The sequence below is a fragment of the Rhodanobacter sp. C05 genome, from assembly GCF_002001165.1.
In the GTDB taxonomy this organism is placed as follows: domain Bacteria; phylum Pseudomonadota; class Gammaproteobacteria; order Xanthomonadales; family Rhodanobacteraceae; genus Rhodanobacter.
On the sequence record NZ_MUNQ01000010.1, the window covers coordinates 13,076 to 35,610 of the forward strand.

28 protein-coding genes and 1 tRNA gene are annotated in these 22,535 nt (G+C 63.5%); 22 read left to right on the forward strand and 7 right to left on the reverse strand.

Features of this window, described 5'->3' with window-relative positions:
- Positions 1-34 precede the first annotated feature (34 nt).
- From B0E51_RS09960 to B0E51_RS09980, 5 genes are all read right to left on the reverse strand, one after another.
- Entirely contained in the window at positions 35-469 is a 435-nt protein-coding gene (locus B0E51_RS09960; RefSeq protein WP_077444760.1) for a polymer-forming cytoskeletal protein, read from the reverse strand.
- Positions 456-1,208, reverse strand: coding sequence for a DUF6776 family protein (locus B0E51_RS09965; RefSeq protein ID WP_077444761.1), 753 nt, complete (start codon positions 1,206-1,208; stop codon positions 456-458). Before B0E51_RS09965 ends, B0E51_RS09960 begins: the two co-directional genes overlap by 14 nt.
- 92 nt (positions 1,209-1,300) lie before the next feature.
- Positions 1,301-1,771 (reverse strand): bacterioferritin, encoded by a 471-nt coding sequence (gene bfr, locus B0E51_RS09970; protein WP_077444762.1) that lies wholly within the window; start codon positions 1,769-1,771, stop codon positions 1,301-1,303.
- A gap of 136 nt (positions 1,772-1,907) precedes the next feature.
- Positions 1,908-2,105: a (2Fe-2S)-binding protein gene (locus B0E51_RS09975; protein ID WP_174570633.1), complete on the reverse strand. Its 198-nt coding sequence runs from the start codon at positions 2,103-2,105 to the stop codon at positions 1,908-1,910.
- A 64-nt stretch (positions 2,106-2,169) separates the two neighbouring features.
- Entirely contained in the window at positions 2,170-2,730 is a 561-nt protein-coding gene (locus B0E51_RS09980; protein WP_077444763.1) for an RNA pyrophosphohydrolase, read from the reverse strand.
- A gap of 184 nt (positions 2,731-2,914) precedes the next feature.
- On the opposite strand from B0E51_RS09980, the gene B0E51_RS09985 reads away from it, so the two are divergent.
- Positions 2,915-2,991 (forward strand) — tRNA-Met (locus tag B0E51_RS09985).
- A 145-nt stretch (positions 2,992-3,136) separates the two neighbouring features.
- On the opposite strand, the gene B0E51_RS09990 is transcribed toward B0E51_RS09985, so the two are convergent.
- Positions 3,137-3,520, reverse strand: coding sequence for an HU family DNA-binding protein (locus B0E51_RS09990; RefSeq protein WP_077444764.1), 384 nt, complete (start codon positions 3,518-3,520; stop codon positions 3,137-3,139).
- 250 nt (positions 3,521-3,770) lie between these two features.
- Here B0E51_RS09990 and queD point away from each other — a divergent pair, with 250 nt between their 5' ends.
- The 13 genes from queD to glmU all read left to right on the forward strand — a co-directional run bounded on the left by queD (position 3,771) and on the right by glmU (position 14,894).
- Positions 3,771-4,133 (forward strand): 6-carboxytetrahydropterin synthase QueD, encoded by a 363-nt coding sequence (queD, locus tag B0E51_RS09995; protein ID WP_077444993.1) that lies wholly within the window; start codon positions 3,771-3,773, stop codon positions 4,131-4,133.
- Positions 4,134-4,283: 150 nt separating this feature from the next.
- Positions 4,284-4,673 carry a phasin family protein gene (locus B0E51_RS10000; protein WP_077444765.1) on the forward strand — a complete coding sequence of 130 codons (390 nt, stop codon included), beginning with the start codon at positions 4,284-4,286 and terminating at the stop codon, positions 4,671-4,673.
- A gap of 232 nt (positions 4,674-4,905) precedes the next feature.
- Positions 4,906-5,271 carry a hypothetical protein gene (locus B0E51_RS10005; RefSeq protein WP_077444766.1) on the forward strand — a complete coding sequence of 122 codons (366 nt, stop codon included), beginning with the start codon at positions 4,906-4,908 and terminating at the stop codon, positions 5,269-5,271.
- A 3-nt stretch (positions 5,272-5,274) separates the two neighbouring features.
- Complete coding sequence (gene atpB / locus B0E51_RS10010) at positions 5,275-6,090, forward strand: F0F1 ATP synthase subunit A (protein WP_077444767.1); 816 nt, start codon at positions 5,275-5,277, stop codon at positions 6,088-6,090.
- Between the two features lie 67 nt (positions 6,091-6,157).
- Positions 6,158-6,451: a F0F1 ATP synthase subunit C gene (gene atpE / locus B0E51_RS10015; protein WP_068096202.1), complete on the forward strand. Its 294-nt coding sequence runs from the start codon at positions 6,158-6,160 to the stop codon at positions 6,449-6,451.
- 102 nt (positions 6,452-6,553) lie between these two features.
- Positions 6,554-7,024 carry a F0F1 ATP synthase subunit B gene (locus tag B0E51_RS10020; protein ID WP_077444768.1) on the forward strand — a complete coding sequence of 157 codons (471 nt, stop codon included), beginning with the start codon at positions 6,554-6,556 and terminating at the stop codon, positions 7,022-7,024.
- Between the two features lie 3 nt (positions 7,025-7,027).
- A complete protein-coding gene (locus B0E51_RS10025; RefSeq protein ID WP_077444769.1) occupies positions 7,028-7,558 on the forward strand; it encodes a F0F1 ATP synthase subunit delta in 531 nt (176 codons plus the stop codon).
- 96 nt (positions 7,559-7,654) lie between these two features.
- Entirely contained in the window at positions 7,655-9,205 is a 1,551-nt protein-coding gene (gene atpA, locus B0E51_RS10030; RefSeq protein ID WP_077444770.1) for a F0F1 ATP synthase subunit alpha, read from the forward strand.
- A gap of 90 nt (positions 9,206-9,295) precedes the next feature.
- A complete protein-coding gene (gene atpG / locus B0E51_RS10035; RefSeq protein WP_077444771.1) occupies positions 9,296-10,213 on the forward strand; it encodes a F0F1 ATP synthase subunit gamma in 918 nt (305 codons plus the stop codon).
- A gap of 123 nt (positions 10,214-10,336) precedes the next feature.
- Entirely contained in the window at positions 10,337-11,749 is a 1,413-nt protein-coding gene (gene atpD, locus B0E51_RS10040; protein WP_077444772.1) for a F0F1 ATP synthase subunit beta, read from the forward strand.
- Positions 11,750-11,805: 56 nt separating this feature from the next.
- Positions 11,806-12,234 (forward strand): F0F1 ATP synthase subunit epsilon, encoded by a 429-nt coding sequence (locus B0E51_RS10045; protein ID WP_077444773.1) that lies wholly within the window; start codon positions 11,806-11,808, stop codon positions 12,232-12,234.
- Positions 12,235-12,382: 148 nt separating this feature from the next.
- Positions 12,383-13,465 (forward strand): DUF748 domain-containing protein, encoded by a 1,083-nt coding sequence (locus B0E51_RS10050; protein ID WP_077444774.1) that lies wholly within the window; start codon positions 12,383-12,385, stop codon positions 13,463-13,465.
- A 58-nt stretch (positions 13,466-13,523) separates the two neighbouring features.
- On the forward strand, positions 13,524-14,894 hold the full coding sequence (gene glmU / locus B0E51_RS10055; protein ID WP_077444775.1) for a bifunctional UDP-N-acetylglucosamine diphosphorylase/glucosamine-1-phosphate N-acetyltransferase GlmU: 1,371 nt from the start codon (positions 13,524-13,526) through the stop codon (positions 14,892-14,894).
- A 63-nt stretch (positions 14,895-14,957) separates the two neighbouring features.
- On the opposite strand, the gene B0E51_RS10060 is transcribed toward glmU, so the two are convergent.
- The gene (locus B0E51_RS10060) at positions 14,958-15,950 is read right to left on the reverse strand and encodes a pteridine-dependent deoxygenase (protein WP_077444776.1); all 993 of its coding nucleotides are present in this window, start codon (positions 15,948-15,950) and stop codon (positions 14,958-14,960) included.
- Positions 15,951-16,042: 92 nt separating this feature from the next.
- On the opposite strand from B0E51_RS10060, the gene B0E51_RS10065 reads away from it, so the two are divergent.
- The 8 genes from B0E51_RS10065 to fabG all read left to right on the forward strand — a co-directional run bounded on the left by B0E51_RS10065 (position 16,043) and on the right by fabG (position 22,511).
- Positions 16,043-16,312: a phosphopantetheine-binding protein gene (locus tag B0E51_RS10065; protein ID WP_077444777.1), complete on the forward strand. Its 270-nt coding sequence runs from the start codon at positions 16,043-16,045 to the stop codon at positions 16,310-16,312.
- A gap of 91 nt (positions 16,313-16,403) precedes the next feature.
- Positions 16,404-17,123: a xanthomonadin biosynthesis protein gene (locus B0E51_RS10070; protein WP_077444778.1), complete on the forward strand. Its 720-nt coding sequence runs from the start codon at positions 16,404-16,406 to the stop codon at positions 17,121-17,123.
- Positions 17,120-17,422 (forward strand): hydroxymyristoyl-ACP dehydratase, encoded by a 303-nt coding sequence (locus B0E51_RS10075; protein ID WP_077444779.1) that lies wholly within the window; start codon positions 17,120-17,122, stop codon positions 17,420-17,422. The genes B0E51_RS10070 and B0E51_RS10075 overlap by 4 nt, the downstream gene beginning before the upstream one ends.
- Positions 17,419-18,378: an acyltransferase gene (locus B0E51_RS10080; RefSeq protein WP_077444780.1), complete on the forward strand. Its 960-nt coding sequence runs from the start codon at positions 17,419-17,421 to the stop codon at positions 18,376-18,378. The genes B0E51_RS10075 and B0E51_RS10080 overlap by 4 nt, the downstream gene beginning before the upstream one ends.
- Positions 18,341-18,982: a LolA-related protein gene (locus B0E51_RS10085; RefSeq protein WP_254424491.1), complete on the forward strand. Its 642-nt coding sequence runs from the start codon at positions 18,341-18,343 to the stop codon at positions 18,980-18,982. The genes B0E51_RS10080 and B0E51_RS10085 overlap by 38 nt, the downstream gene beginning before the upstream one ends.
- A 2-nt stretch (positions 18,983-18,984) precedes the next feature.
- The gene (locus B0E51_RS10090; protein ID WP_174570635.1) at positions 18,985-21,324 is read left to right on the forward strand and encodes an MMPL family transporter; all 2,340 of its coding nucleotides are present in this window, start codon (positions 18,985-18,987) and stop codon (positions 21,322-21,324) included.
- A complete protein-coding gene (locus B0E51_RS10095) occupies positions 21,308-21,757 on the forward strand; it encodes a phosphotransferase (protein ID WP_077444994.1) in 450 nt (149 codons plus the stop codon). The genes B0E51_RS10090 and B0E51_RS10095 overlap by 17 nt, the downstream gene beginning before the upstream one ends.
- A 16-nt stretch (positions 21,758-21,773) precedes the next feature.
- On the forward strand, positions 21,774-22,511 hold the full coding sequence (gene fabG / locus B0E51_RS10100) for a 3-oxoacyl-ACP reductase FabG (protein ID WP_077444783.1): 738 nt from the start codon (positions 21,774-21,776) through the stop codon (positions 22,509-22,511).
- Positions 22,512-22,535: the final 24 nt, after the last annotated feature.

Consider the following 22,535-nt stretch of genomic DNA (forward strand, 5'->3'; position numbering starts at 1 on the left):
TGGGGGCGTTGCCGGTTGATGCAAGCATACCGCGTCAGGCTGGCACGGCGTCGTCGAGCATGTCGGCGGCCGTGGCTTCCGGCGGCGGCAGTTCGCGCGGACTGTCTTCGACCTGGCGCGAGATGCGCCCGTTGACCTGCGCGCCAGCAGCCATCTCCAGCGTGTGGTAGCGCAGATCGCCGTCGATACGCGCCTGCGCCGCCAGTTCGAGACGGGCGCTGATGTGCACATCGCCGGTGACGTGGCCGTTGATCACCGCGTGCGGCACGCGGATCTCGCCTTGCACCTGGCCGGACTCGCTGAGTGTCAGCATCGCATCCTCGCTCTCGGCGAACACGGTGCCTTCGATGCGGCCATCCAGATGCAGTGCACCGCTGAAGCGCAGATCACCACGGATCACCGTGCCGCGGGCGATCAGGCTGGTCTCATGGCTGGTGTTGCTGCGTTCATTGCGTTTACGGTTGAGCATCTTGGTCCCCTTGAGCTGTCGTGATGTTGCCGCTCAGCGCGGCGCCCCAGGCGACAGTGCGGTCAACCGGGTCGCCGCCGCTGGGCTGGATGAGAATGTGCAGTCGCGTCGGACGGAAATCCGCCGGCAGTACGAAGGTGCCGTGCAGCTGCTGGAAATAGACGAAATGGAACGGCAGCCCGTCCTTCTGCGCAGCATCGCCGAGTGCAGGCCAGTCAAGCGTGACCACCTTGTCGCCGCGCAGCCCCTCCACGCTGATCAGCGCGTTGCCGATGGTTTCCTCGTCGCGCTTCGCGTTCTGGGTCAGGCTGAGGGTGAGGCTCCAGCCATGTGAGCCGGTGATCGGTTGCAGCTTCACTTCCTGCAGTTTCAGGCCGGCCCGTTGGGCGTCGCCACCAACCAGTCGTGCATAGAAACCCAGGTCGGCACGCAGGCTGCTGAGTTCTTCCTCGCGCTGAGCCAGGGTGCCGCGCAGCGAGCGGGTGGCAACTTCATTGACCTGGGCGGCACGCTGCAGGTTCGCGACCTGCTGCTTGAGATCGTTGATCTGTGTGTTCAGCGCGAGCTGCTGGCGTCGGTCGGTGACCACCGGGCTCGCATGCCGAGTCAGCAGTCCAGCCAGCAGCCCGGTCAGCAACAGGCTGGCCAGCCATGCGGAGCCCAGCCACAGCCTGCGCTTGCGGTGGCCGGCATCATCATGCCGGCGCACGACGAAGCGCGGTGGGGGGCGTGAAGCCATACGACCGTTCCGGAGTAAAACGGAAGATATAGCCCTGCCGCGATGAAAGCGTCAAGGAACCGGTGCACGCTTCGGTGCGCCGGCTGAGCGGGTCAGCTCTGCATCTTGCTCTGCAGGTAGCGCTCGGCGCCGATGTCCTTGATCAGGCTGAACTGGGTCTCCAGCCAGTCGATGTGCTCTTCCTCGTCGTGCAGGATGTCCTTGAACAAATCACGGCTGATGTAGTCGGCAATGCCTTCGCTGTGCGCGATGGCGGCGCGCAGATCGACCACGGCGGCGAGTTCCAGATCCAGGTCACCCTGCATCGACTCCAGCGCGTTCTCGCCGATGTGCAGTTTGCCGAGATGCTGCAGGTTCGGCAGGCCGTCGAGGAACAGGATGCGCTCGATCAGGTGATCGGCGTGCTTCATCTCCTCGATCGATTCCTTGTACTCGTGCTCGGCCAGTTCGGTGTAACCCCAGTCCTTGAGCATGCGGTAGTGCAGGAAATACTGGTTGATCGCGGTCAGTTCGTTGTAGAGCACCTTGTTGAGGAACTCGATGACCTTGGCATCACCTTTCATGGGGGCTCTCCGGCGGCTGACTTGGGCCGACACTATACAAACTCCATGCACACGCTGACGAAATGCGAATGGCAATGGTTTGCCCGCACATTGGCTGCGCCAAGAGTGCGCAGCGTGTTTGTTCCGGGGAGGTGGTTCAGGCCGTGAGGATGGGTAGCCGGCCGAGTGCGTGTTCGACCGCCTTGTCCAGCATGGCGCGGGCTTCCTGCTCACAGCAGCCGCAGCAATCCGAGCAGCCGGTACGCGCCTGCAATTCGGCAAAGGTATGCACGCCATCAGCCGCCTCGCGGCGGATGTCATGGTCGGTAACGGCATTGCACAGGCAGATGTACATGGCGCGTATAAGAACGCGAATGCGAATGATTGTCAACAATCAGGCGACGATGAATGCCATCCGCTCAGGCGGCTTCACGGCCGGCGCGCGGTCGGGTTGGCGGCGTGTCGGTGCTGTCACGCGGCGGCAGGCTTCCAAGTTCGACACTGAACAGGCCCTCCACCAGCGGCGCAAAGTGGCGCAGCGCCCGCTCGTAGACCTGTCGCTTGAAGTTGACCACATGCGCGGCCGGATACCAGAAATCCACCCAGCGCCAGAGGTCGAACTCCGGCTTGTCACAGGCATCCAGCTTCAGTTCTTCCTCGCTGGCGACCAGTTTGAGCAGGAACCACACCTGCTTCTGGCCGATGCAGGTGGGTCGCTGGTGATGGCGAACATAACGACTGGGCAGGCGATAGCGCAGCCAGCCATGGGTGGCGCTGATCACTTCGACGTGGTGCGGCGCCAGTCCGGTTTCCTCTTCCAGCTCCCGGTACATGGCTTCCAGCGGGGTTTCGTCCGAGCGCATGCCGCCCTGCGGAAATTGCCAGCCATCACGATTGACCCGGCGCGCCCAGAACAGCTGCCCGGCTGCATTGAGCAGCACGATGCCCACGTTCGGACGATAGCCATCAACATCAATCATGTCGCCTCCTGGAGTGGGTCGGCGCGATTTTTCGCCAGTAACGCCGCACCCAGTCCTGCAGCCGATTCAACCACAGCGCGCGAAGCAGCGGCAAGCATCAGACTTGAACCTGCCGGGCGACCCGACTACACTGCCGCGCCCCGCTTGGGATCACTTTTGATCCGGTATGGCGGAGCTTCCTTAAGGCTATGTAGCTCAGCTGGTTAGAGCACAGCACTCATAATGCTGGGGTCGGTGGTTCGAGTCCACCCATAGCCACCAATTGTCGACCCGGTCCGCAAAGCCCGCGTCGAGAGCGACGACCCCGCGTGAACGCGGGGTTTTTTGTGCCCATCTGGCGAGATGCGCGGCTCACTGCCGCACATCTGCGGCAATGAGCCAGGTCACCGCAATGCCGTCATGCTTTTCAGGCAGCGGCGTCCTTGAGCTTCTTGAGCGGGCGCACCTTGATCTTCACACTGGCCGGCTTGGCGGCAAACCACTGTTCAACCTTGGTGAAGGGATTGATGCCCTTGCGCTTCGGCTTGGCCGGTACGCTGACAGCGGTGATCTTCAGCAGGCCGGGCAGCATGAACGAGCCGGCGCCTTTCTTGTGGACGGATCCGGTGACGGCGCCTTCCAGCGCGGCCAGCACGGCGCGCACGTCCTTGGCTACCACGCCGCTCGACTCGACGAGATGCGCCACCAGTCCCGACTTGCTCAGGACTTCCTTGATCGGTTTGGGAGCTGCCGGCTTGGCGGCAGCTTTCGGGGCTGCTTTCTTCACGGCCTGTTTCGGGGTCTTTGCCATACGTTTCCCTGCGCAATGTCGGTGGATGGAATGCCGGAACTTCGCCCGGCAAGCGGAATGTAGGGCAAATCCACAGTACGGCCAACAGCTGTCGGCGATCCGGTATCAGTGGGGCGTGCGTTACATGTGCCATGTACACACGCCTGCAGTGCGTAGCGAATCCCTGCAGCTGACAGGTGGGGGCTGAAGAATCCGGGCTGTGGCGCAGCTTGGCCGCGGCGTTGGAGGTGCCCGGCTGTACAATGCCGCCATGAATATTTTCAAGGTTTTCACTCTGGAGGCGGCACATCGATTGCCAAACGTGCCGGTCGGGCACAAATGTGCGCGACTGCACGGGCATTCGTTCCGTGTCGAGATCCATGTGGCAGGCGAGCCCGATCCTCAGTTGGGCTGGGTGATGGACTTTGCGGACGTGAAGGCGGCTTTTGCGCCGCTGTATGACCAGCTCGACCATCACTACCTCAACGACATCGAAGGGCTGGAGAATCCGACCAGCGAGATGCTGGTGCGCTGGATCTGGCAGCGTTTGCAGCCGCGCCTGCCTGGACTGGACAAAGTAGTGGTGCATGAGACCTGCACATCGGGTGCGAGCTGCGGTCGGAACGACTTTTGACGCGATGCGATATTTGGCAAGTCAACATAAATTGCCGGTTTTTATGAATTTTTTGTGGCCAGGTTCGATTGTCACGAAAAATATATTGCATTGCACAAAAAGTGTTGGTAGAGTGCGTCCCACTACCCCATCCTCAGTGAGGACAGCACCATGACTCAGCAATTCAACAATCAGCTTTTCGCTTTCACCAAGCAGTTCACCGACAGCGCCTTCAAGGCACAGTCGCTGGCACTGAAGGGTCTGGAGACGGTCGCCGAGCTGCAGCTCAAGGCGTTCGAGGAGCAGGCCAAGGTCTCCGCCGAGTTCGTCGCCGAGGCGCTGGAAACCCGTGACATCAACAGCCTGCGTGGCCTGTGGGAGAAGGGCGCCAGCCTGAACCGCGACAACGCCGAGCGCACCGTGGCGGTTTCGCAGGAAATCCTCGCCGTGACCCAGAAGACTGCCGAGTCGCTGAATGCGCTCGTGCAGGAGCAGCGTCAGGCTGCGAACGACGCCGTCACCGCGCCGGTCGCTGCCGCCAAGAAGGCTGCCGCCAAGTAATTCAGCTACACCATCGCGGTCACCGCGCTGACAGGGCCGAACTTCGTGTTCGGCCCTGTTTTTATGTCGGCGTGAAAATTTATGTCGACGGCGGCGACTTCGGTCACGGGACGAGATGTCGCAGCTCGCACGGCTTGTCGCTGCAATCGGCGCGCTGATATACTTTTACGGATTGGATCGTGGCCCGTAGCTGTATCGGTGCCGCCTGGTGTAAACCGCGCGGGGACGTTACGTGCTCAACAGTCTTGCCTCCGGTCGACGTCTCGCCTTGCGCATCATGTTGCTGCAGCTTGCTGTGGCGTTGCTGGCTGGCCTTGTTTTCCTGACGCTGGGGCGTCGTGAAGCAATGTCAGCCGCAGCTGGTGCGACGTTGGTGGCGCTGGGTACCGCGTTGCTGTCGGCGCGTTTCTTCAGTGGACTGGGTGGGGCGGGTCTGGCGTTGAGCCGATTGCTGACGGGCATGCTCCTGAAATGGATCGTGATCGTCGGAGGGCTGGTCGTGATCCTGGTTCAATTCAAATTGCCGCCGCTGGCCGCCATCACGGGGTTGGCGGCTGCCTACGCGGTTTATCTGCTGGCGTTCAGATTCAAGGGTTGAGACATGGCGAGCGAGTCGGGCGGCCTGACCGAATACATCCAGCACCATTTGACCCATCTGCGTCCGCAGGCGAGTCCCGATGGCTTCTGGGCGGTGCATATCGACTCGGTCACCGTGTCGCTGGTGCTTGGCGTGTTGTTTTGCCTGCTGTTCTGGCTGAAGGCGCGCAAGGCCACCGCCGGTGTGCCGGGCAAGGGCCAGGCCTTCGTCGAGCTCGTGCTGGAATTCGTCGACGGCCAGGTCAAGGACGTGTTCCACGGCGATCGTCGTTTTCTGGGACCGCTGGCGCTGACCGTGTTCGTCTGGGTCTTCCTGATGAATGCGATGGATCTGCTGCCGGTCGATCTGCTGCCCTGGATCACTGAGAAGTTCGGCGTCGGTCATTTCCGCGCCGTGCCGACCGCCGACATCAACATGACGTTCGCGATGTCGCTGACCATCTTCGTGCTGATCATTTTCTACAGCTTCAAGGCGAAGGGTGCCGGCGGCTACATGCACGAGCTGTTCACCGCTCCGTTTGGCGCGCATCCCCTGCTGTGGATCCCCAATTTCCTGCTCAACGTCGTCGAGCTGCTGTCCAAGCCGGTGAGTCTGGCGATGCGACTGTTCGGCAACATGTATGCCGGTGAGTTGGTCTTCATGCTGATCGCTGGTTTGTTCAGTGCTGGCGCTGGCGTGGCTGGCTGGGCGCTGTATGGCGCTGGCATCATCGGTTACACGGTGTGGGGCCTCTTCCACATCCTGATCATCGGCATCCAGGCCTTCATCTTCATGGTGCTGACGATCGTGTACATCTCGATGGCGCACGATCACCACTGATGGCAGTTTTCGCGTAACCCGTTTCAGTCAATTTACTTTTCAGCTTCAATTTTTCCAGGAGAACACCGTGGAACATCTCGTTCAGTTTGCACAAATCCAGGGCTTCACTGCCATCGCGCTCGGCCTGATCATCGGTTTTGGTGCTCTCGGCGCCTGTATCGGTATCGGCATCATGGGTTCGAAGTTCCTTGAAGCCGCTGCCCGTCAGCCGGAATTGGTGCCGCTGCTGCAGGGTCGCATGTTCCTGCTCGCCGGTCTGATCGACGCGGCGTTCCTGATCGGTGTTGCGCTGGCGATGTACTTCGCCGTGGCGAACCCGCTGCTGGGCAAGGTGCTGGCTGCTGCTGGCGCAGGCCAGTAAGAGTCGTCATTACGGCGCGCGCCGTTTTGGCGCCGCCGTCTGTCCGGCACGGGTATCTGATACCAGTGTCTGTTTCATTCCGAATTTACAGGTAACGCAGCGATGGATTTCAACGCGACCTTGATTGGCGAAATGATTTCGTTCGCCATCCTGATCTGGTTCTGCGTCCACTTCATTTGGCCGCATATCAACAAGGCAATTGAAGAACGGCAGATCAAGATTGCCGAAGGTCTGAATGCGGCCGAGCGCGCGCATGCCGAGCTGAAGGACGCCGACCACAAGGTGGCGGCCGAGATCAAAGTGGCCCGCCAACAGGCCTCCGAGATCATCGACAAGGCCCAGCAGCAGGCCAACCAGATTATCGACAAGGCCCGCGGCGAAGCCATCACCGAGATCAACCGACTGAAGGCGAGCGCACAGGACGACATCGCGTCGATGGCCCAGCGCGCCCGTGACCAGCTGCGCGAGCAGGTGGGCGCACTGGCGGTGCAGGGCGCCAGCAAGATCGTGCAGCGCGAGGTCGATGCGTCGACGCACAAGGCCTTGCTCGACCAGCTCGCGGCCGAGATCTGATCGATGGCACAGGCAATCACCCTCGCTCGCCCGTACGCCCGCGCCGCCTTCGAAGTGGCGCATGCCGCCGGTTCGCTGGCTGCGTGGTCGCAGGCGCTGACCTTCGCTGCTGCGGTAGCGAAGGATTCGCGCGTGGCCGATCTCGGTACTGATCCGCGGGTGCTGCCGGCTCAGCTGGTGGCCTTGCATCTGCCTGCCGGTGTCGCCGTCGATGCGCCGTTCGCGCAGTTCCTCACCGAGATGGCCGAGCAGCGTCGCATGGCGCTGCTGCCGGAAGTGGCCGATCTGTACGAGGCGTTCAAGCGTGAGTCCGAGTCGCAGCTGCTGGTCAAGGTGACCAGCGCGATGGCACTGGACGCGGCGCAGGCCGAACAGCTCAAGGTGTCGCTGAAGCGCCGCTTCAAGCGTGAGATCGAACTGGAAACCCGGGTCGATGCCTCGCTGCTGGCCGGCGTGGTAATCGATACCGGTGAACAGGTGATCGACGGCTCCGCCCGCGGACGCCTGGCGCAGCTGGCCAGCGCGCTGAATTGATTTAACGCGAAGTCCGTTTCGCGAAGAGCAAAACCGGCCATCCATGGCCGGACTCGGTGAAAGAGCTTCGTTTCTAACATTTCGAGATAAATGACCATGTCCAGCACCACTTTGAATCCGTCCGAGATCAGCGAACTGATCAAGAACCGCATCGAGCAGTTCAAGCTCGGCGCGGAAGCGCGCAACGAAGGCACGATCATCAGCGTGTCCGACGGCATCGTGCGCATCCACGGCCTGGCCGATGTGATGCAGGGTGAAATGATCGAGCTGCCGGGCAACTCGTTTGCGCTGGCGCTGAACCTTGAGCGCGACTCGGTCGGCGCGGTGGTGCTCGGTGAATACCAGCACCTGCGCGAAGGCGACACTGCCAAGACCACCGGCCGCATCCTCGAAGTGCCGGTCGGCCCGGAGCTGCTCGGCCGCGTCGTCGACGCGCTGGGCAATCCGATCGACGGCAAGGGCCCGCTCGGTGCCAAGCTCAACGCGGCGATCGAGAAGGTTGCGCCGGGCGTGATCTGGCGCAAGTCGGTCGACCAGCCGCTGCAGACCGGTTACAAGTCGGTCGACGCGATGATCCCGGTCGGTCGTGGCCAGCGCGAGCTGATCATCGGCGACCGCCAGACCGGCAAGACCGCGCTGGCGATCGACGCGATCATCGCGCAGAAGGATTCCGGCATTAAGTGCATCTACGTCGCGATCGGCCAGAAGCGTTCGTCGGTGGCCAACGTGGTGCGCAAGCTCGAAGCGAACGGCGCACTGGCCAACACCATCGTCGTGGTCGCCTCGGCGTCCGAGTCGGCCGCGCTGCAGTACGTCGCGCCGTACTCCGGTTGCGCGATGGGCGAATACTTCCGCGATCGTGGCGAAGACGCGCTGATCGTGTATGACGATCTGTCCAAGCAGGCCGTGGCCTACCGCCAGATCTCGCTGCTGCTGAAGCGCCCGCCGGGTCGTGAGGCTTATCCGGGCGACGTGTTCTATCTCCACAGCCGTCTGCTCGAGCGCGCATCGCGCGTGTCCGAGGAGTACGTCGAGAAGTTCACCAACGGCGAAGTGAAGGGCAAGACCGGTTCGTTGACCGCGCTGCCGATCATCGAGACCCAGGGCGGCGACGTGTCGGCATTCGTGCCGACCAACGTGATCTCGATCACCGACGGCCAGATCTTCCTGGAGACCGATCTGTTCAACGCCGGTATCCGTCCGGCCGTGAACGCCGGTATCTCGGTTTCCCGCGTCGGCGGTGCCGCGCAGACCAAGATCGTCAAGAAACTGTCCGGCGGCGTGAAGCTGGCGCTGGCGCAGTACCGTGAGCTGGCCGCGTTCGCGCAGTTCGCCTCGGATCTGGATCCGGCCACCCGCGCCCAGCTCGATCGTGGTCAGCGCGTGGTCGAACTGATGAAGCAGGCGCAGTACTCGCCGCTGTCGATCGCCGAGCTGGCGCTGTCGGTGTACGCCGCCGAGAAGGGCTACCTCGACGACCTGCCGGTCAACAAGGTGCTGCCGTTCGAGAAGGGTCTGCACGCGTTCATGCACCAGAACCACGCCGATCTGATGGCCAAAATCGTGGCCACCGGTGACTGGAACAACGACATCGAAGCCACCTTCAAGGCCTCGCTGGACGAGTACAAGAAAACCGGTAGCTGGTAATAGCGGCTGCAGTAAATCGGTAAAGCAGGCGAATCGGAAGGGTGGGCAATATCCCCCTTCCCACCAGCGAGCATAACGAGCGGATAAAGCATGGCCAGCGGACGCGAAATCAAAACCAAGATCAAGAGCACGCAGAACATGCGCAAGGTCACGCGCGCGCTCGAAATGGTCTCTGCTGCAAAGATCCGTCGTGCGCAGGACATGATGAAGGCCTCGCGTCCGTATGCCCGCTCGATGCGCAAGGTGATCGCGCACGTGGCCCAGGCCAGCACCGATTTCAGCCATCCGTTCCTGACCCAGCGCGACAACGTGGCGCGGGTCGGCTATATCGTGGTGTCGACCGATCGTGGCCTGTGTGGCGGTCTCAACTCCAACCTGTTCCGTCGCCTGTTGCCGGCGATCGCCGAATGGCAGCAGCAGGGCGTGCAGGTGGACGTGGTGGCGATCGGCCAGAAGGCGATTTCATTCTTCCGCCGGCTCAAGGGCATCAACCTGATCGGCAGCGTCAGCCATCTGGGCGAGAAGCCCAAGCTGGAACAGCTAGTCGGCGTGATCAAAGTGATGATGGACGCCTATACGTCCAACGGCCTGGATCGCGTGTTCCTTGCCTACAACGACTTCGTCAACACCATGACGCAGAAGCCGACCATCGACGCGTTGCTGCCGTTGCCGCTGGTGGCAGCGGAAATGGAAGCGCACCAGGCCGCCGGCGAGTCGGCCTATGCCGGCGTCAAGCTGGAAGCGAGCCACGACTGGGACTACATCTACGAACCCGATGCGCAGGCCGTGCTGGAGCACGTGCTGGGCCGTTACATCGAGTCGGTGGTGTACCAGGCGTCGCTGGAGAATCTGGCCAGCGAGCACGCTGCGCGCATGGTCGCGATGAAGAGCGCGTCGGACAACGCGAACAAGGTGATCGGCGAACTGACGCTGATTTACAACAAGGCGCGTCAGGCCGCGATCACCCAGGAAATCTCGGAAATCGTCGGCGGTGCTGCAGCTGTATAAGTGCGATCGATCCGTGATCGCAGAACAAGATCAAAAAGCGGCCATCCGTGGCCGCACTCTCAATAAGAGCGACGCTTAAACGGCGCTTAGTACAGAACCTTAAAGATCCATCCGGAGCATTCCATGAGCCAGGGTAAAGTTGTTCAGATCATCGGCGCAGTCATCGACGTCGAGTTTCCGCGCGATCAGGTACCGCAGGTGTATGACGCACTGAAGATCGACGGCACCGAGATCACGCTGGAAGTGCAGCAGGTGCTGGGTGACGGCATCGTGCGCACGATCGCGCTCGGTTCCACCGACGGCCTGCGCCGCAACCTGATCGCCCGCAACACCGGCGAAGGCATCAAGGTGCCGGTCGGCAAGCAGACGCTCGGCCGTATCATGGACGTGCTCGGCAACCCGATCGACGAAGCCGGCCCGATCGGCGAGCAGGCCCAGTGGGTAATTCACCGCGAGGCGCCGAGCTACGACGAGCAGGCTGCTGCGAACGACCTGCTGGAAACCGGCATCAAGGTGATCGACCTGATGTGCCCGTTCGCCAAGGGCGGCAAGGTCGGCCTGTTCGGCGGCGCCGGCGTGGGCAAGACCGTCAACATGATGGAACTGATCAACAACATCGCCAAGGCGCACGAAGGTCTGTCCGTGTTCGCCGGCGTGGGTGAGCGTACCCGCGAGGGCAACGACTTCTACCACGAGATGAAAGACTCCAACGTGCTCGACAAGGTCGCGATGGTGTACGGCCAGATGAACGAGCCGCCGGGCAACCGTCTGCGCGTGGCGCTGACCGGCCTGACCATGGCCGAGTACTTCCGCGACGAGAAGGACGCATCCGGCAAAGGCCGTGACGTGCTGTTCTTCGTCGACAACATCTACCGCTATACGCTGGCCGGTACCGAAGTGTCCGCACTGCTTGGCCGCATGCCGTCGGCCGTGGGTTACCAGCCGACGCTGGCCGAGGAGATGGGCGTGCTGCAGGAGCGCATCACCTCGACCAAGACCGGCTCGATCACCTCGATCCAGGCTGTCTACGTGCCCGCGGATGACCTTACCGATCCGTCGCCGGCCACCACCTTCGCCCACTTGGATGCGACCGTGGTGCTGAGCCGCAACATCGCTTCGCTGGGTATCTACCCCGCGGTGGATCCGCTGGATTCCACCAGCCGTCAGCTGGACCCGAACGTGATCGGCGTCGAGCACTACGACGTCGCCCGCCGTGTGCAGGGCACACTGCAGCGCTACAAGGAGCTGAAGGACATCATCGCGATCCTCGGCATGGACGAGCTGTCGGAAGAAGACAAGCAGGCCGTGTCGCGCGCGCGCAAGATCGAGCGCTTCTTCTCGCAGCCGTTCCACGTGGCCGAAGTGTTCACCGGCTCGCCGGGCAAGTACGTGCCGCTGAAGGAAACCATCCGCGGCTTCAAGATGATCGTCGACGGCGACGTCGACCATCTGCCGGAGCAGGCGTTCTACATGGTCGGCAGCATCGACGAGGCGGTCAAGAAGGCCGAAGAGATGGGCGCCAAGAAGGCTGCCTGATCCTCAAGGGCGGATCTTCAGTCCGCCCTGTGTCTTACGCATTCGGAATCTGAGTCATGACCACCCAAACCATTCGCGTCGACATCGTCAGTGCCGAAGCCGAGATCTATCACGGCGACGCCGTGATGGTGGTCGCCACCGGCGAACTGGGCGAGCTGGGCATCACGCCCCGCCACGCCCCGCTGATCACCCGCCTCAAGCCGGGCCACGTCGACGTGGTGCTGGCTGGTGGTGAGCGCCAGCAGTTCTGGGTGTCCGGTGGCATCCTGGAAGTGCAGCCGCAGGTGATCACAGTGCTGGCCGACACTGCTGCCCGCGCGTCCGATCTGGACGAGGCGTCGGCGCAGCGCGCCAAGAAGGAAGCCGAGGATGCGCTGGCCCATCGCACCGATGCGGTGGATATTGCCGAGGCGCAGGCCAAGCTCGTCGAGGCGATGACTCAGTTGCAGGCGCTGGAGCGTCTGCGCAAGAACCTCAAGCACTGAGGGGGCCATCGGCGGTCCGCACCGAGATAAAGCGCCGGCCTTGTGCCGGCGTTTTGCTATCCAGACAAGGCATCGTGCGTCAGCCTTCCACACCACGCGAACATTCTGGTGTCTAGAATCGGATGATTCGCGCCGTGGATCGATCCCCATGAAGCCTCATCATCGCCGCCATCTTGGCTGGCTGCTGGTCGTCATCCTGCTGTTGGTGATCGGTCGCGCGCTGTTGCCCTACGCGGTGAAGCACTACCTCAATGCCCGCATGGACCGGATGGGTGACTACCACGGCCAGATCGCGGATATCAGCCTGCACCTGTGGCGCGGTGGTTACACCATCGACGGACTGCGCATCGTCAAGACGACCGGCAAAGTGCCGGCGCCGTTGCTGGATACCCCGCATGCCGATATCGAGCTGAGGTGGTTTGCGCTGGGTCATGGCGTGTTTCGCGGCAAGGTGAATTTCACTGCGCCCACGATCAACTTTGTCGAAGGTCATGGCGATCAGGACAGCCAGACCGGCAAGGGCGTGGACTGGCGCGCGGAGCTCAAGCTGCTGGCGCCGATGCGGCTGGACGAGATCAACGTGAGCAACGGCACGGTCACCTTCCAGAGCTTTGTGTCGAATCCGCGCGTCGATCTGAAGATGACCGACGTCAACGGCATCGTCACCAATCTCACCAACATCCAGCGGCGCAAGGGCAATCGGGTGGCGACTCTGCATGCCACCGCGAAGATTCTCGTCGATGCGCCGTTCGAGACCGATGCCAGCTTCGATCCGCTGAGCCATTTCGGCGATTTCTCCTACCAGCTGCAGGTCAGCGGCATCCAGCTGACCCGTGCCAATGCTCTCGCGCAGGCGTATGCCGGGCTGGACTTCGCCGGTGGCACCGGCACCTTCTCGATGGAACTGGAGGCCAGTAACGGTCAGCTGGACGGCTACGCCAAACCGATTTTCCACGACCTGAAAATCTTCAGCTGGAAGCAGGATGTGGTGCAGGACAAGAAGGGGCCGATCAAGCTGGCCTACGAAGCACTGGCCCAGGGCATGGTCTCGCTGCTGGAGAACCACGCGAACGATCAGTTCGCGACCCGCGTGCCGATCAGCGGACGTATCGATGACAAGCAGCTCGACACCTCCCAGGCGATCATCGGCGTGCTGCGCAATGCCTTCATCAAGGCCTATACGCCGCAGCTGCAGAAACTGAAGCCAGCTGACGCAGTTGCCACGCACTGAATCCGCAGAAACTGGTTGTATCCTGCGCGATCATTGATCCCCGATACGTGGTACCTACATGGAAACTCCAGCCCTGCACGTGATTATCCTCGCCGCCGGCGCCGGCACGCGGATGAAATCGAATCGGGCCAAGGTGCTCATGCCATTGGCGGGCAGGCCCTTGCTGGATCATGTGATCGGCGCGGCGCGTGCATTGCAGCCCGCCGCAATCCACATCGTCTACGGCCATTGCGGTGAACAGGTGCAGGCGGCATTTGCCGGTCAGTCCGATCTGCACTGGGTGCTGCAGGCTGAGCGGCTGGGTACCGGTCATGCGGTGGAACAGGCGCTCGCTAGCATACCCAACGGCGTACAGGTGCTGGTGCTTTATGGCGACGTGCCGCTGACCCGGGTGACGACACTGCAACAGCTGGTGGAAGCAGAGGGCGGTTTCAGTCTGCTTACCACCCGACTCGCCGATCCCCACGGCTATGGTCGGGTGCTATGCGACGGCAATGCCAAGGTACGCGCGGTGGTCGAGGAAAAGGATGCCGACGCCGGCCAGCGTGCAGTGAACCTGGTGAATACCGGCATCCTTGTCGCCGATGCGAAAGCGCTGCGCGGGTGGATCAAGCGGCTCGACCGCAACAACGCCCAGGGCGAGTACTACCTCACCGACATTTTCCGCATGGCGGCCGAGGAAGCTCATGCCGCGCTCAGTGTCGAGTGTGTCGATCCGGTGGAGGCTGCCGGCGCCAACAACCCGCTGCAGCTGGCCGAACTGGAAGCGCAATACCGCCAGCGTGCGGCCCATGCGCTGCTGGCCGCTGGCGTGCGGCTGGCCGATCCGTTGCGCACTGATGTGCGTGGCACCGTCCGTGCCGGTCACGATGTCGAGATCGACATCGATGTGATCCTCGAAGGCAACGTGGTGTTGGGGGATGACGTGCGCATTGGCGCGTTCACCCGCTTGAAGGACGTGCAGCTGGCAGCCGGTAGCGTGGTGCAGTCGCATTGCGATCTGGAAGGCGTGATCACGCACGGATCCTGCACGATCGGCCCGTTCGCGCGGCTGCGGCCGGGCACCGAACTGGATGCCGGCGTGCACGTTGGCAATTTCGTCGAGACCAAGAAAACCCGCATTGGCGAGGGCAGCAAGGCGAACCACCTGAGCTACCTCGGCGATACCGAGATCGGTCGTGGCGCGAACATCGGTGCCGGTACCATCACCTGCAACTACGACGGTGTGAATAAGTTCGTGACCCGCATCGGCGATGGCGTCTTCATCGGTTCCAACAGTGCGCTGGTGGCGCCGGTGACGATCGGCGCGCAGGCCACTATCGGTGCCGGATCGGTGATCACGCACGATGCGCCGGAGGGTCAGTTGACGGTGGCGCGCGGCCGGCAGCAAAGCTTCCCGGGCTGGAAGCGGCCGATCAAGCAGAAGTGAGAGGAGAGCAGTGAGAAGGCGCGTCTTTCGCTCACTTCTCACTGCTCTCCTCTCACTCCTCGCTCAGGCGTACCGCCAACCATCGATCTCCACCAGCAGCTCGCTGCGGCAGATATCGCCGTGCAGCAGCAGTACCGGCACACCGGGCAGGCGTTGTTGGAAGAACTCGTGCACGCGCGCTGCGTCGGCACTGTGGCGCACGTAGGCTTTCAGCGGTGAATGCGTGTCGAAGCCGGCAGCCATGTCGGCACTGGCAAGCAGCGCTTCCAGATTGGTCAGGGTTTCGTCGAGCTGAGCGTCCAGGTCGTCGTGGTGTGCCGAGGCGTGGCCGACGACAGCGGCGGTACCGGAAATCGCCAGCGCATCCTGGGCTGGCAGTACCATGGCCCGGGCAAAACTGGGTGGGGTGCGGCCATACTGACGCGGGTAACGCCAGGCGCTGACCTGGCGCGGATTTTCCACCCAAGTGCCGCCCTGGTCGCAGGCCAGCAGGTAGACCTGGAGGCGGTGCGGGTCACCGCGGTGGCCGATCGCGGTGGCGGCAGGGAAGCCTTCGGCGAAGAAATCGCCCATGCCGGCGGCGCGTCCATCGCAGAAATGCTTGTAGCGCTCTGCATCCCCTTCGCCGTGATTGATCGCGCCGAGGTAGTTCCATACGCGCAGCACGTGCTGCGCGCCACGTGCGGCGACGAAGCGGTGCAACTGCTCGTAGGCCAGCTGCGCGGTGGCGCTTGGACCGCCATGCTCGATCTCGTCCAGCTCGATCGCCGCGAACAGCCAGCCGCCACCGGCCGACCAGTGCAGCGCACCGTCGGTGCCGTGGGTCACCGGTGCATCGACCTGCCAGATTTCCAGCGGCGCCGGTGCGTCGAAACATTCCAGTGCCACGCGAAGGTAGCGCGGATCGTCAGAGCCCGGGCTACCGGCGCCAAAGCCGAACAGTGCCAGTGTGCCTGGTTCCTTCAGCGCGGCCGCGGCGTCCGCAATCCGGTAGGAAATCCGCGGCGCACGGCGCAACAGCGGGTCAATCTGCGGGTTTTCACATCCCTGAATCATTGCGTGCAACCGGGAACGACAAGGGCGCTATGTTACACTCCGCGGCCAATGCCACCGGGGGGAGGCAATGCAACAAGCGTACGGAATCCAGCATGGCAGAGCAGACAGCGGCACAGCACGAATTGGCCACGTTGATCGTGACATGCCTGAATCTCGAGACGGTCACCCCGGAACAGATCGACCCCGACGCCCCGCTGTTCGGCGGCGAGCTGGGGCTGGATTCGATCGATGCGCTGGAAATCGCGCTGGCCGTGTCCAAGCGGTACGGTTTCCAGCTGCGCTCGGACAACCCGGACAACCGGCAGATCTTCACCAGTCTGCGGACGCTGTCTGCGCACGTCGAGCAGCATCGCGTCGGCTGACGCCGGCGCATCTCCACGTTTACTTCGTCACGCGGCGTTCCGCGGCAAGTGGCAGGCTCGCGAGATTGGCGGAGCCATCGCGGAATCAGGCATGACGTTTCCTACTCCAACGGCTGAAAACGCGGCGCGGCGTTATGCCTTGCTGCTGCTGCCGGCCTATCCGCTGCTGGCGATCGCCGGCGCGCTGACCCAGCGACAGGTATTTCCGCTGGCGGCGCTGCTGGTACTGTTGACGGTGGTGATGCTGCCGCAGCTGCTGCGGCAGCGGATCGGGCCGTGGCTGTTGTGGCTGGGTCTGCTGTCGACGTTGTTGCTGCTGTCCTGGTTCGGCTGGGCCGGCCTGCTGCTGGAGGGGGTGCCGGTGCTGATCAACGCGCTGCTGGCGTGCTGGTTCGGCCGTACGCTGGGCACGCGCGAACCGCTGGTGGCGCGTTTCATTGTCGCGATCGAGGGTGCGGCACGGCTGGAGCAGCCCGGCGTGATGCGCTACGCCCGCCAGGTCACCTGGTTCTGGACATTGCTGCTGGGCATGCAGGCTGTGTTGCTGGCCGTGCTGCTGCTGTGCGCCGAGCATAGCGGCCTGCTGGCACGCTTGGGCTTTGCTTCGCCGCTGCACCTGCCGGAACGCTGGGCGGCCGCGTGGCTGCATGTGGGCGGCTATGTACTGCTCGGCGTCGCGTTTCTGCTCGAGTACGCCTATCGGCGCTGGCGGCTGCGCCACCTGAGCCATCCCGGCTTGCACGATATGCTGCTGCAGCTGGCCCTGCACTGGCCACAGCTGGTGCATGGCAACCGGACCGTGGCGTCATGAACAGTGTCGGTTTCGAACAGGTGGTGCGCATCGACGCCGGGCATCCGGCGTTGCCGGGTCATTTTCCGGGCCATCCGCTGGTGCCGGGGGTGATCCTGCTGGAACAGGTGGCGCTGGCCCTGCGCGCATGGCGTGGGCAGCGGCTGGCACGGGTGACCGAGGCGAAGTTCGTGGCGCCGCTGCTGCCGGATGAGGCCGCCATGCTGCATCTGACGGAAACGGATTCATTGCGGTTCCGCTTCGAGATCCGACGCGACGGCAGCCTGCTGGCACGCGGTCTGGTCGAGGGAGCGGCATGAACACGAAAGAACACTGGCAGAGCCGCCCGGAAGGCGGTGGGCGTTTCGCCATCTGGCTGATCCGCACCATCGCGTTGTATGGCGGTCGTCGTGTGGCGCGGCTGTGCCTGTATCCGATCACGCTGTATTTCTATCTGCGCCGCAGGCCGGAGCGATTGGCGTCGAAGCAGTACCTGCGGCGCGCATTTGGCCGCCCGGCCACACCGTGGCAGGTGCTCAAACACATCCATTGTTTCGCCGCCACGATCATGGACCGGGTGTTCCTGCTGGCGCACGGCGAGAAGCCGTTCCAGATCGAGACCGAAGGTCTGGAACTGCTCGACCAGCGCATCGCGCAAGGGCGTGGTGTGTTGCTGTTCGGTTCGCACCAGGGCAGCTTCGAGGCGCTGCGTGCGCTCGGCGCGCGCCGGCCGGAGATGCCCTTGCGGGTGGTGCTGGACAAGCAGAAGACCCCGGCAATGACCGAGCTGCTGGAAGCTCTGGCGCCGGAAGTCGGCGCCTGTGTGATCGATGCCGCGCAGGATGGCACCTCGATCGCGCTGGCGATGTCCGAGGCTTGCCAGGACGGTGCCGTGGTGGCCATGCTGGCCGACCGCGGCCGCGGTCACGAAGTTCTGCGGCATGCCGATTTCCTCGGCTCGCCGGCGCCGTTTCCGATCAGCCCATGGCTGCTGGCGCATACGCTGAAGGTACCGGTGGTGCTGTGCTTCGGCCTGTACCTGGGTGGCAACCGTTATCGGCTGATCTTCGAGCCACTGGCTGACCGGGTGGAGATTCCGCGACACAACCGCGGCCCGGCGCTGGATGCGCTCATCGCCGGTTATGCTCGGCGACTGGAACATTACGTCCATGTCGCTCCCTACAACTGGTTCAATTTCTATGATTTCTGGCAGCAAGATCTGCGCGCTCCTGCTAGGCATGAGCACGCCGTTGTGGAGCAGCACGTCGGCGTTTGAAGCGCCCCCTGTTGCATCGGTACCGGCCCCGGCTTCCACGTCCGCACAAGTCCTGATTGCTGGCCTCGGCCAGCCGGCGCCAGCGCGCACGGTGTTTGCCGAGGCGCGTTTCATGCAGGTGCTGGATCGACCGCTGGTGGTGTCCGGTGAGTTGGCCTGGCTGGGCGGTGACCGGCTGCAGCGCCGCGTCGATCATCCGCAGCAGGAAACTGCCACCATCGCCGACGGCGAAGTGACCCAGCAACGTGCCGGGAAAAGCCCGCGTCATTTTTCGCTGACACGCGCGCCGCAGCTGCAAGTACTGCTCGACAGCTTTGTGGCGCTGCTCAGCGGCGATGCCGGGCGTTTGCAGCAGGTGTTCGAGATCCGGCTCAGCGGTGATCCGGCAGGCACGTGGACGCTGACCCTGGTGCCGCGTGATGTGAAAGTGGTGAAGACCGTCGCAAGCATTGCGATCGATGGCACCGGCAGACAGTCGCGTTGCATGCGCATGCAGGAAGCCGATGGCGATCTCGCGGTCGACCTGCTCGGTCCGCTGGCCGCGAAGATGCCGGCACAACCGACGCGCGAGGCGCTGCAGGCGTTGTGCCAGGGTGCGCACTGAGCATGCGTCGCGGCGGTAGTGCCACGTTGTTGATCGTCTGGCTGCTGGCACTGGCCGTGCTCGGCTGGATGGTCAGCCAACGGTTGAAGGTTAGCACCGATCTGCGCAGCTTCATGCCGGCGCCAACCACGCCGGATCAACGGTTGCTGATGGAGCAGGTCGGTGACGGGCCAGGTTCCCGGTTGTTGCTGCTGGCGATCAGCTTCCGGCCTGATGCGAAACTTGCCGATGCGCAGCTGGCGGCGCTGAGCCAGGGTCTGGCCAATGCATTGCACGACGACAAGCGTTATAGCCAGATACTCAACGGCAGTTTCGATCTGGGTGCGTTGCCTTCCAGCCTGTTGCCGTATCGCTACCTGCTCTCGTCCACGCTGGATACGCAGCCGCTGGACGAGGCGTATCTGGCCGATCAGTTGCAACAGCGGCTGGATGATCTGTCCTCGCCCGCAGCGAGTTTGCTGAAGGGTCTGTTGCCGCGCGATCCCACGCTGGAAGTGCTGAAGCTGGCCGAACGCTGGACGCCGGCAAAGTCGCCGGAAGTACGCGAAGGCGTGTGGTTTTCGCCGCAGAACGAAGCCCTGCTGCTGGTACAGACCACGGCTGCGGGTTTCGATCCGGATGCACAGCAGCAGGCGATCGATGGCATCCAGCGCGCGTTTCGTGCGCTGCCCCGTAGCACCGCTGCGAAGCTCGAATTCAGCGGCCCGGGCTATTTCAGCGTGGTGGTCGGCGCGCAGACCCGGCAGCAGGCCGACTGGATCGGCCGCATTTCTACCGTGGGTTTCATCGCACTGTTGCTGCTGGCGTACCGCAGCTTGAGTTCGCTGATGCTGTCGGCGCTGCCGATCGCCAGCGCGGCACTGGCCGGTATCGCGGCACTGACCTTGGCCTTTTCTGAAGTGCACGGAATCACCCTGGCGTTCGGGTTCACCCTGCTTGGCGTGGCGCAGGAGTATCCGATTCGCGTGCTCAGCCATCGCCGTGCCGGCGAGGATGCAGTGCAGAGCGTGCGTGCCTTGTGGCCACTGCTGCTCACCGCGATCGCCTCGGCGTGCATCGCCTATCTGGCGTTCTACGCGTCCGGCGTGAACGGACTCAAGCAGCTGGCGGTGTTCACCATCGTCGGCCTGCTGGTGGCCGGCTTCAGCACGCGCTACCTGCTGTCGCGATTGCTGCCGGTACGCGTGCGCGATGTGGCCGAGATGCGCTGGCTGGCGAAGGCACGTGATGCCGTCGACCGGCTGCCGCGGCCGCGCTGGATTCCGGTGCTGGTGGCGCTGGCGATCGTGCTGATGCTGGCGTTCGCTCCTGGCCCGTTCTGGCAGAACAATCTCGCCGCGCTGACCCCGTTGCCGCAGGACATGCTGCAGCGTGACGCCCGACTGCGCGAGGCGCTGGGTGCACCGGATGTGCGCTATCTGCTGGTGCTGCAGGCGTCGACCGAGCAGGGCGTGCTGGCACTGTCGGAAAAACTGCAGCCGCAGGTCGATGCGCTGGTGGCGAAGCATGCCGTTGATGCGCTGGAACTGCCGTCGATTTACCTGCCGACCGTCGCGTTGCAGCGGGAGCGCCAGCAGAAGCTGCCGGATCGCGCCACGTTGCAGCATGCGTTGAATGAAGCACTGCAAGGCCTGCCGTTCCGTCCCGATCTGTTCCAGCCTTTCCTGGATGATGTCGAAGCCGCGCGGCAATTGCCGTCGCTGACGCCGGAGCGCTATGCGCAGACTCCGCTGGGCCAGCGTCTCGCCGCGATGCTGGTGCAACGCGATGGGCACTGGCTCGGGCTGGGCACGGTCAGCGGCGTGCACGATGTAGCCGCGTTGCAGGCATTCGGTGAAAACACCGGTGGCGCGGTGCGCCTGCTTGATCTGAAGGCGGCCTCGGAATCGCTGGTGGCCGCGTATCGCACGCGCATCCTGCAGGCCTTGCTGATCGCCACGATCCTGCTGGTACTCACGATCACCCTGTCGCTGCGCAGCCTGCGCCGCGCCTGGCACGTGCTGGCGCCAATGACCTTGGCGACCTTCCTGGTGCTGGCGGTGGAGCGTGTGGCCGGCATCGAGATCTCGCTGTTCCATCTGGTCGCGCTGATCCTTGCCGGCGGCCTGGGTCTGCACTACGCGTTGTTCTTCGAGCGCGATACCGGCGATCCGGCCGAGCAACGGCGCACCCTGCATGCCACCCTCGTCTGCGTGCTGTCGGCGCTGCTGGTATTCGGCATGCTGGCATGGGCAAGCATTCCGGTGCTGCGCGCGATCGGCCTCACGGTGAGCCTCGGCGTGGCCTTTCATTTCTGCCTGTCGATCCTGATGGCACCGCATGCGCATGCTTCCGAAGACTGACTGGGCGCAGCTGATTCCGCACACCGGCAGCATGTGCCTGCTGGATGCCGTGCTGGCGTGGGACGCACGCACGATCCATGCGATCAGTGCCGATCACGTGCGATCGGACCATCCCTTGCGCAGCCCGCAGGGCTTGCACGCGGTGCATCTGGCCGAATACGGTGCGCAGGCGATGGCGGTGCATGGTGCCTTGCTGGCGCGCGACAAAGGTGTCGAAACGGCGCGGCCGGGCATGCTGGTCAGCCTGCGCGACGTGCAGTTGTACGAGGAGTATGTCGACCGGCTGGAAGGTCAGCTGGACGTCCATGCCGAATGCCTTTATGCCGACGATGGCGGCGCGCAGTATGCGTTTCGCGTCGAGCATCGCGGACGTCTGCTGGCCAGCGGGCGCGCCGCGGTCATTCATCCTGAGTCCCGCCATCCCGAGTCCTGAGCTGCGAGGTCACGCCATGTCTGCAACACCTGTTCCACGCCGTGCCCTGGTTACCGGCGGCAGCGGCGAATTGGGTGGTGCCATCTGCCACGCACTGGCGGCGGGCGGCTATCACGTCGTCGTGCATGCCAACCGGAGTCTGCATCGCGCGGAGGACGTGGTTGCTGCGATCCATGTAGCGGGCGGCAGTGCGCAGGCGACGGCGTTCGATGTCACCGATGCCGAAGTGGCGCGTGCCGCGCTCGATGATCTGTTGTCCGAAGGTCCGATCCATGCGGTGATCAACAACGCCGGCATTCACGACGACGCACCGATGGCCGGGATGAGTGGCGAGCAATGGCATCGGGTGATCGATGTCTCGCTGCACGGTTTCTTCAACGTCACCCAGCCGCTGTTGCTGCCGATGGCGCGTGCCCGCTTCGGACGTATCGTCTCGGTCAGTTCGGTGGCTGCGCAGCTCGGTAACCGCGGCCAGACCAATTACGCGGCGGCGAAAGCTGCTCTGCACGGCGCCAGCAAGTCGCTGGCGCGCGAGATGGCTTCGCGCGGGATCACCGTGAACGTGGTTGCTCCAGGCGTGATCGAGGGGCGCATGATCGGCGAGGATTTTCCGCCCGAGCGCATTCGCGAGATCGTGCCTGCGCAGCGAGCCGGCACGCCGGAAGAAGTCGCCGCCCTTGTGGCTTTCCTGTGCAGCGATGCGGCGGGGTACATCAATGGCCAGGTGATCGGCGTCAACGGCGGCATGGGCTGACTTTGCTTCTCGCAAGCGGGGAGG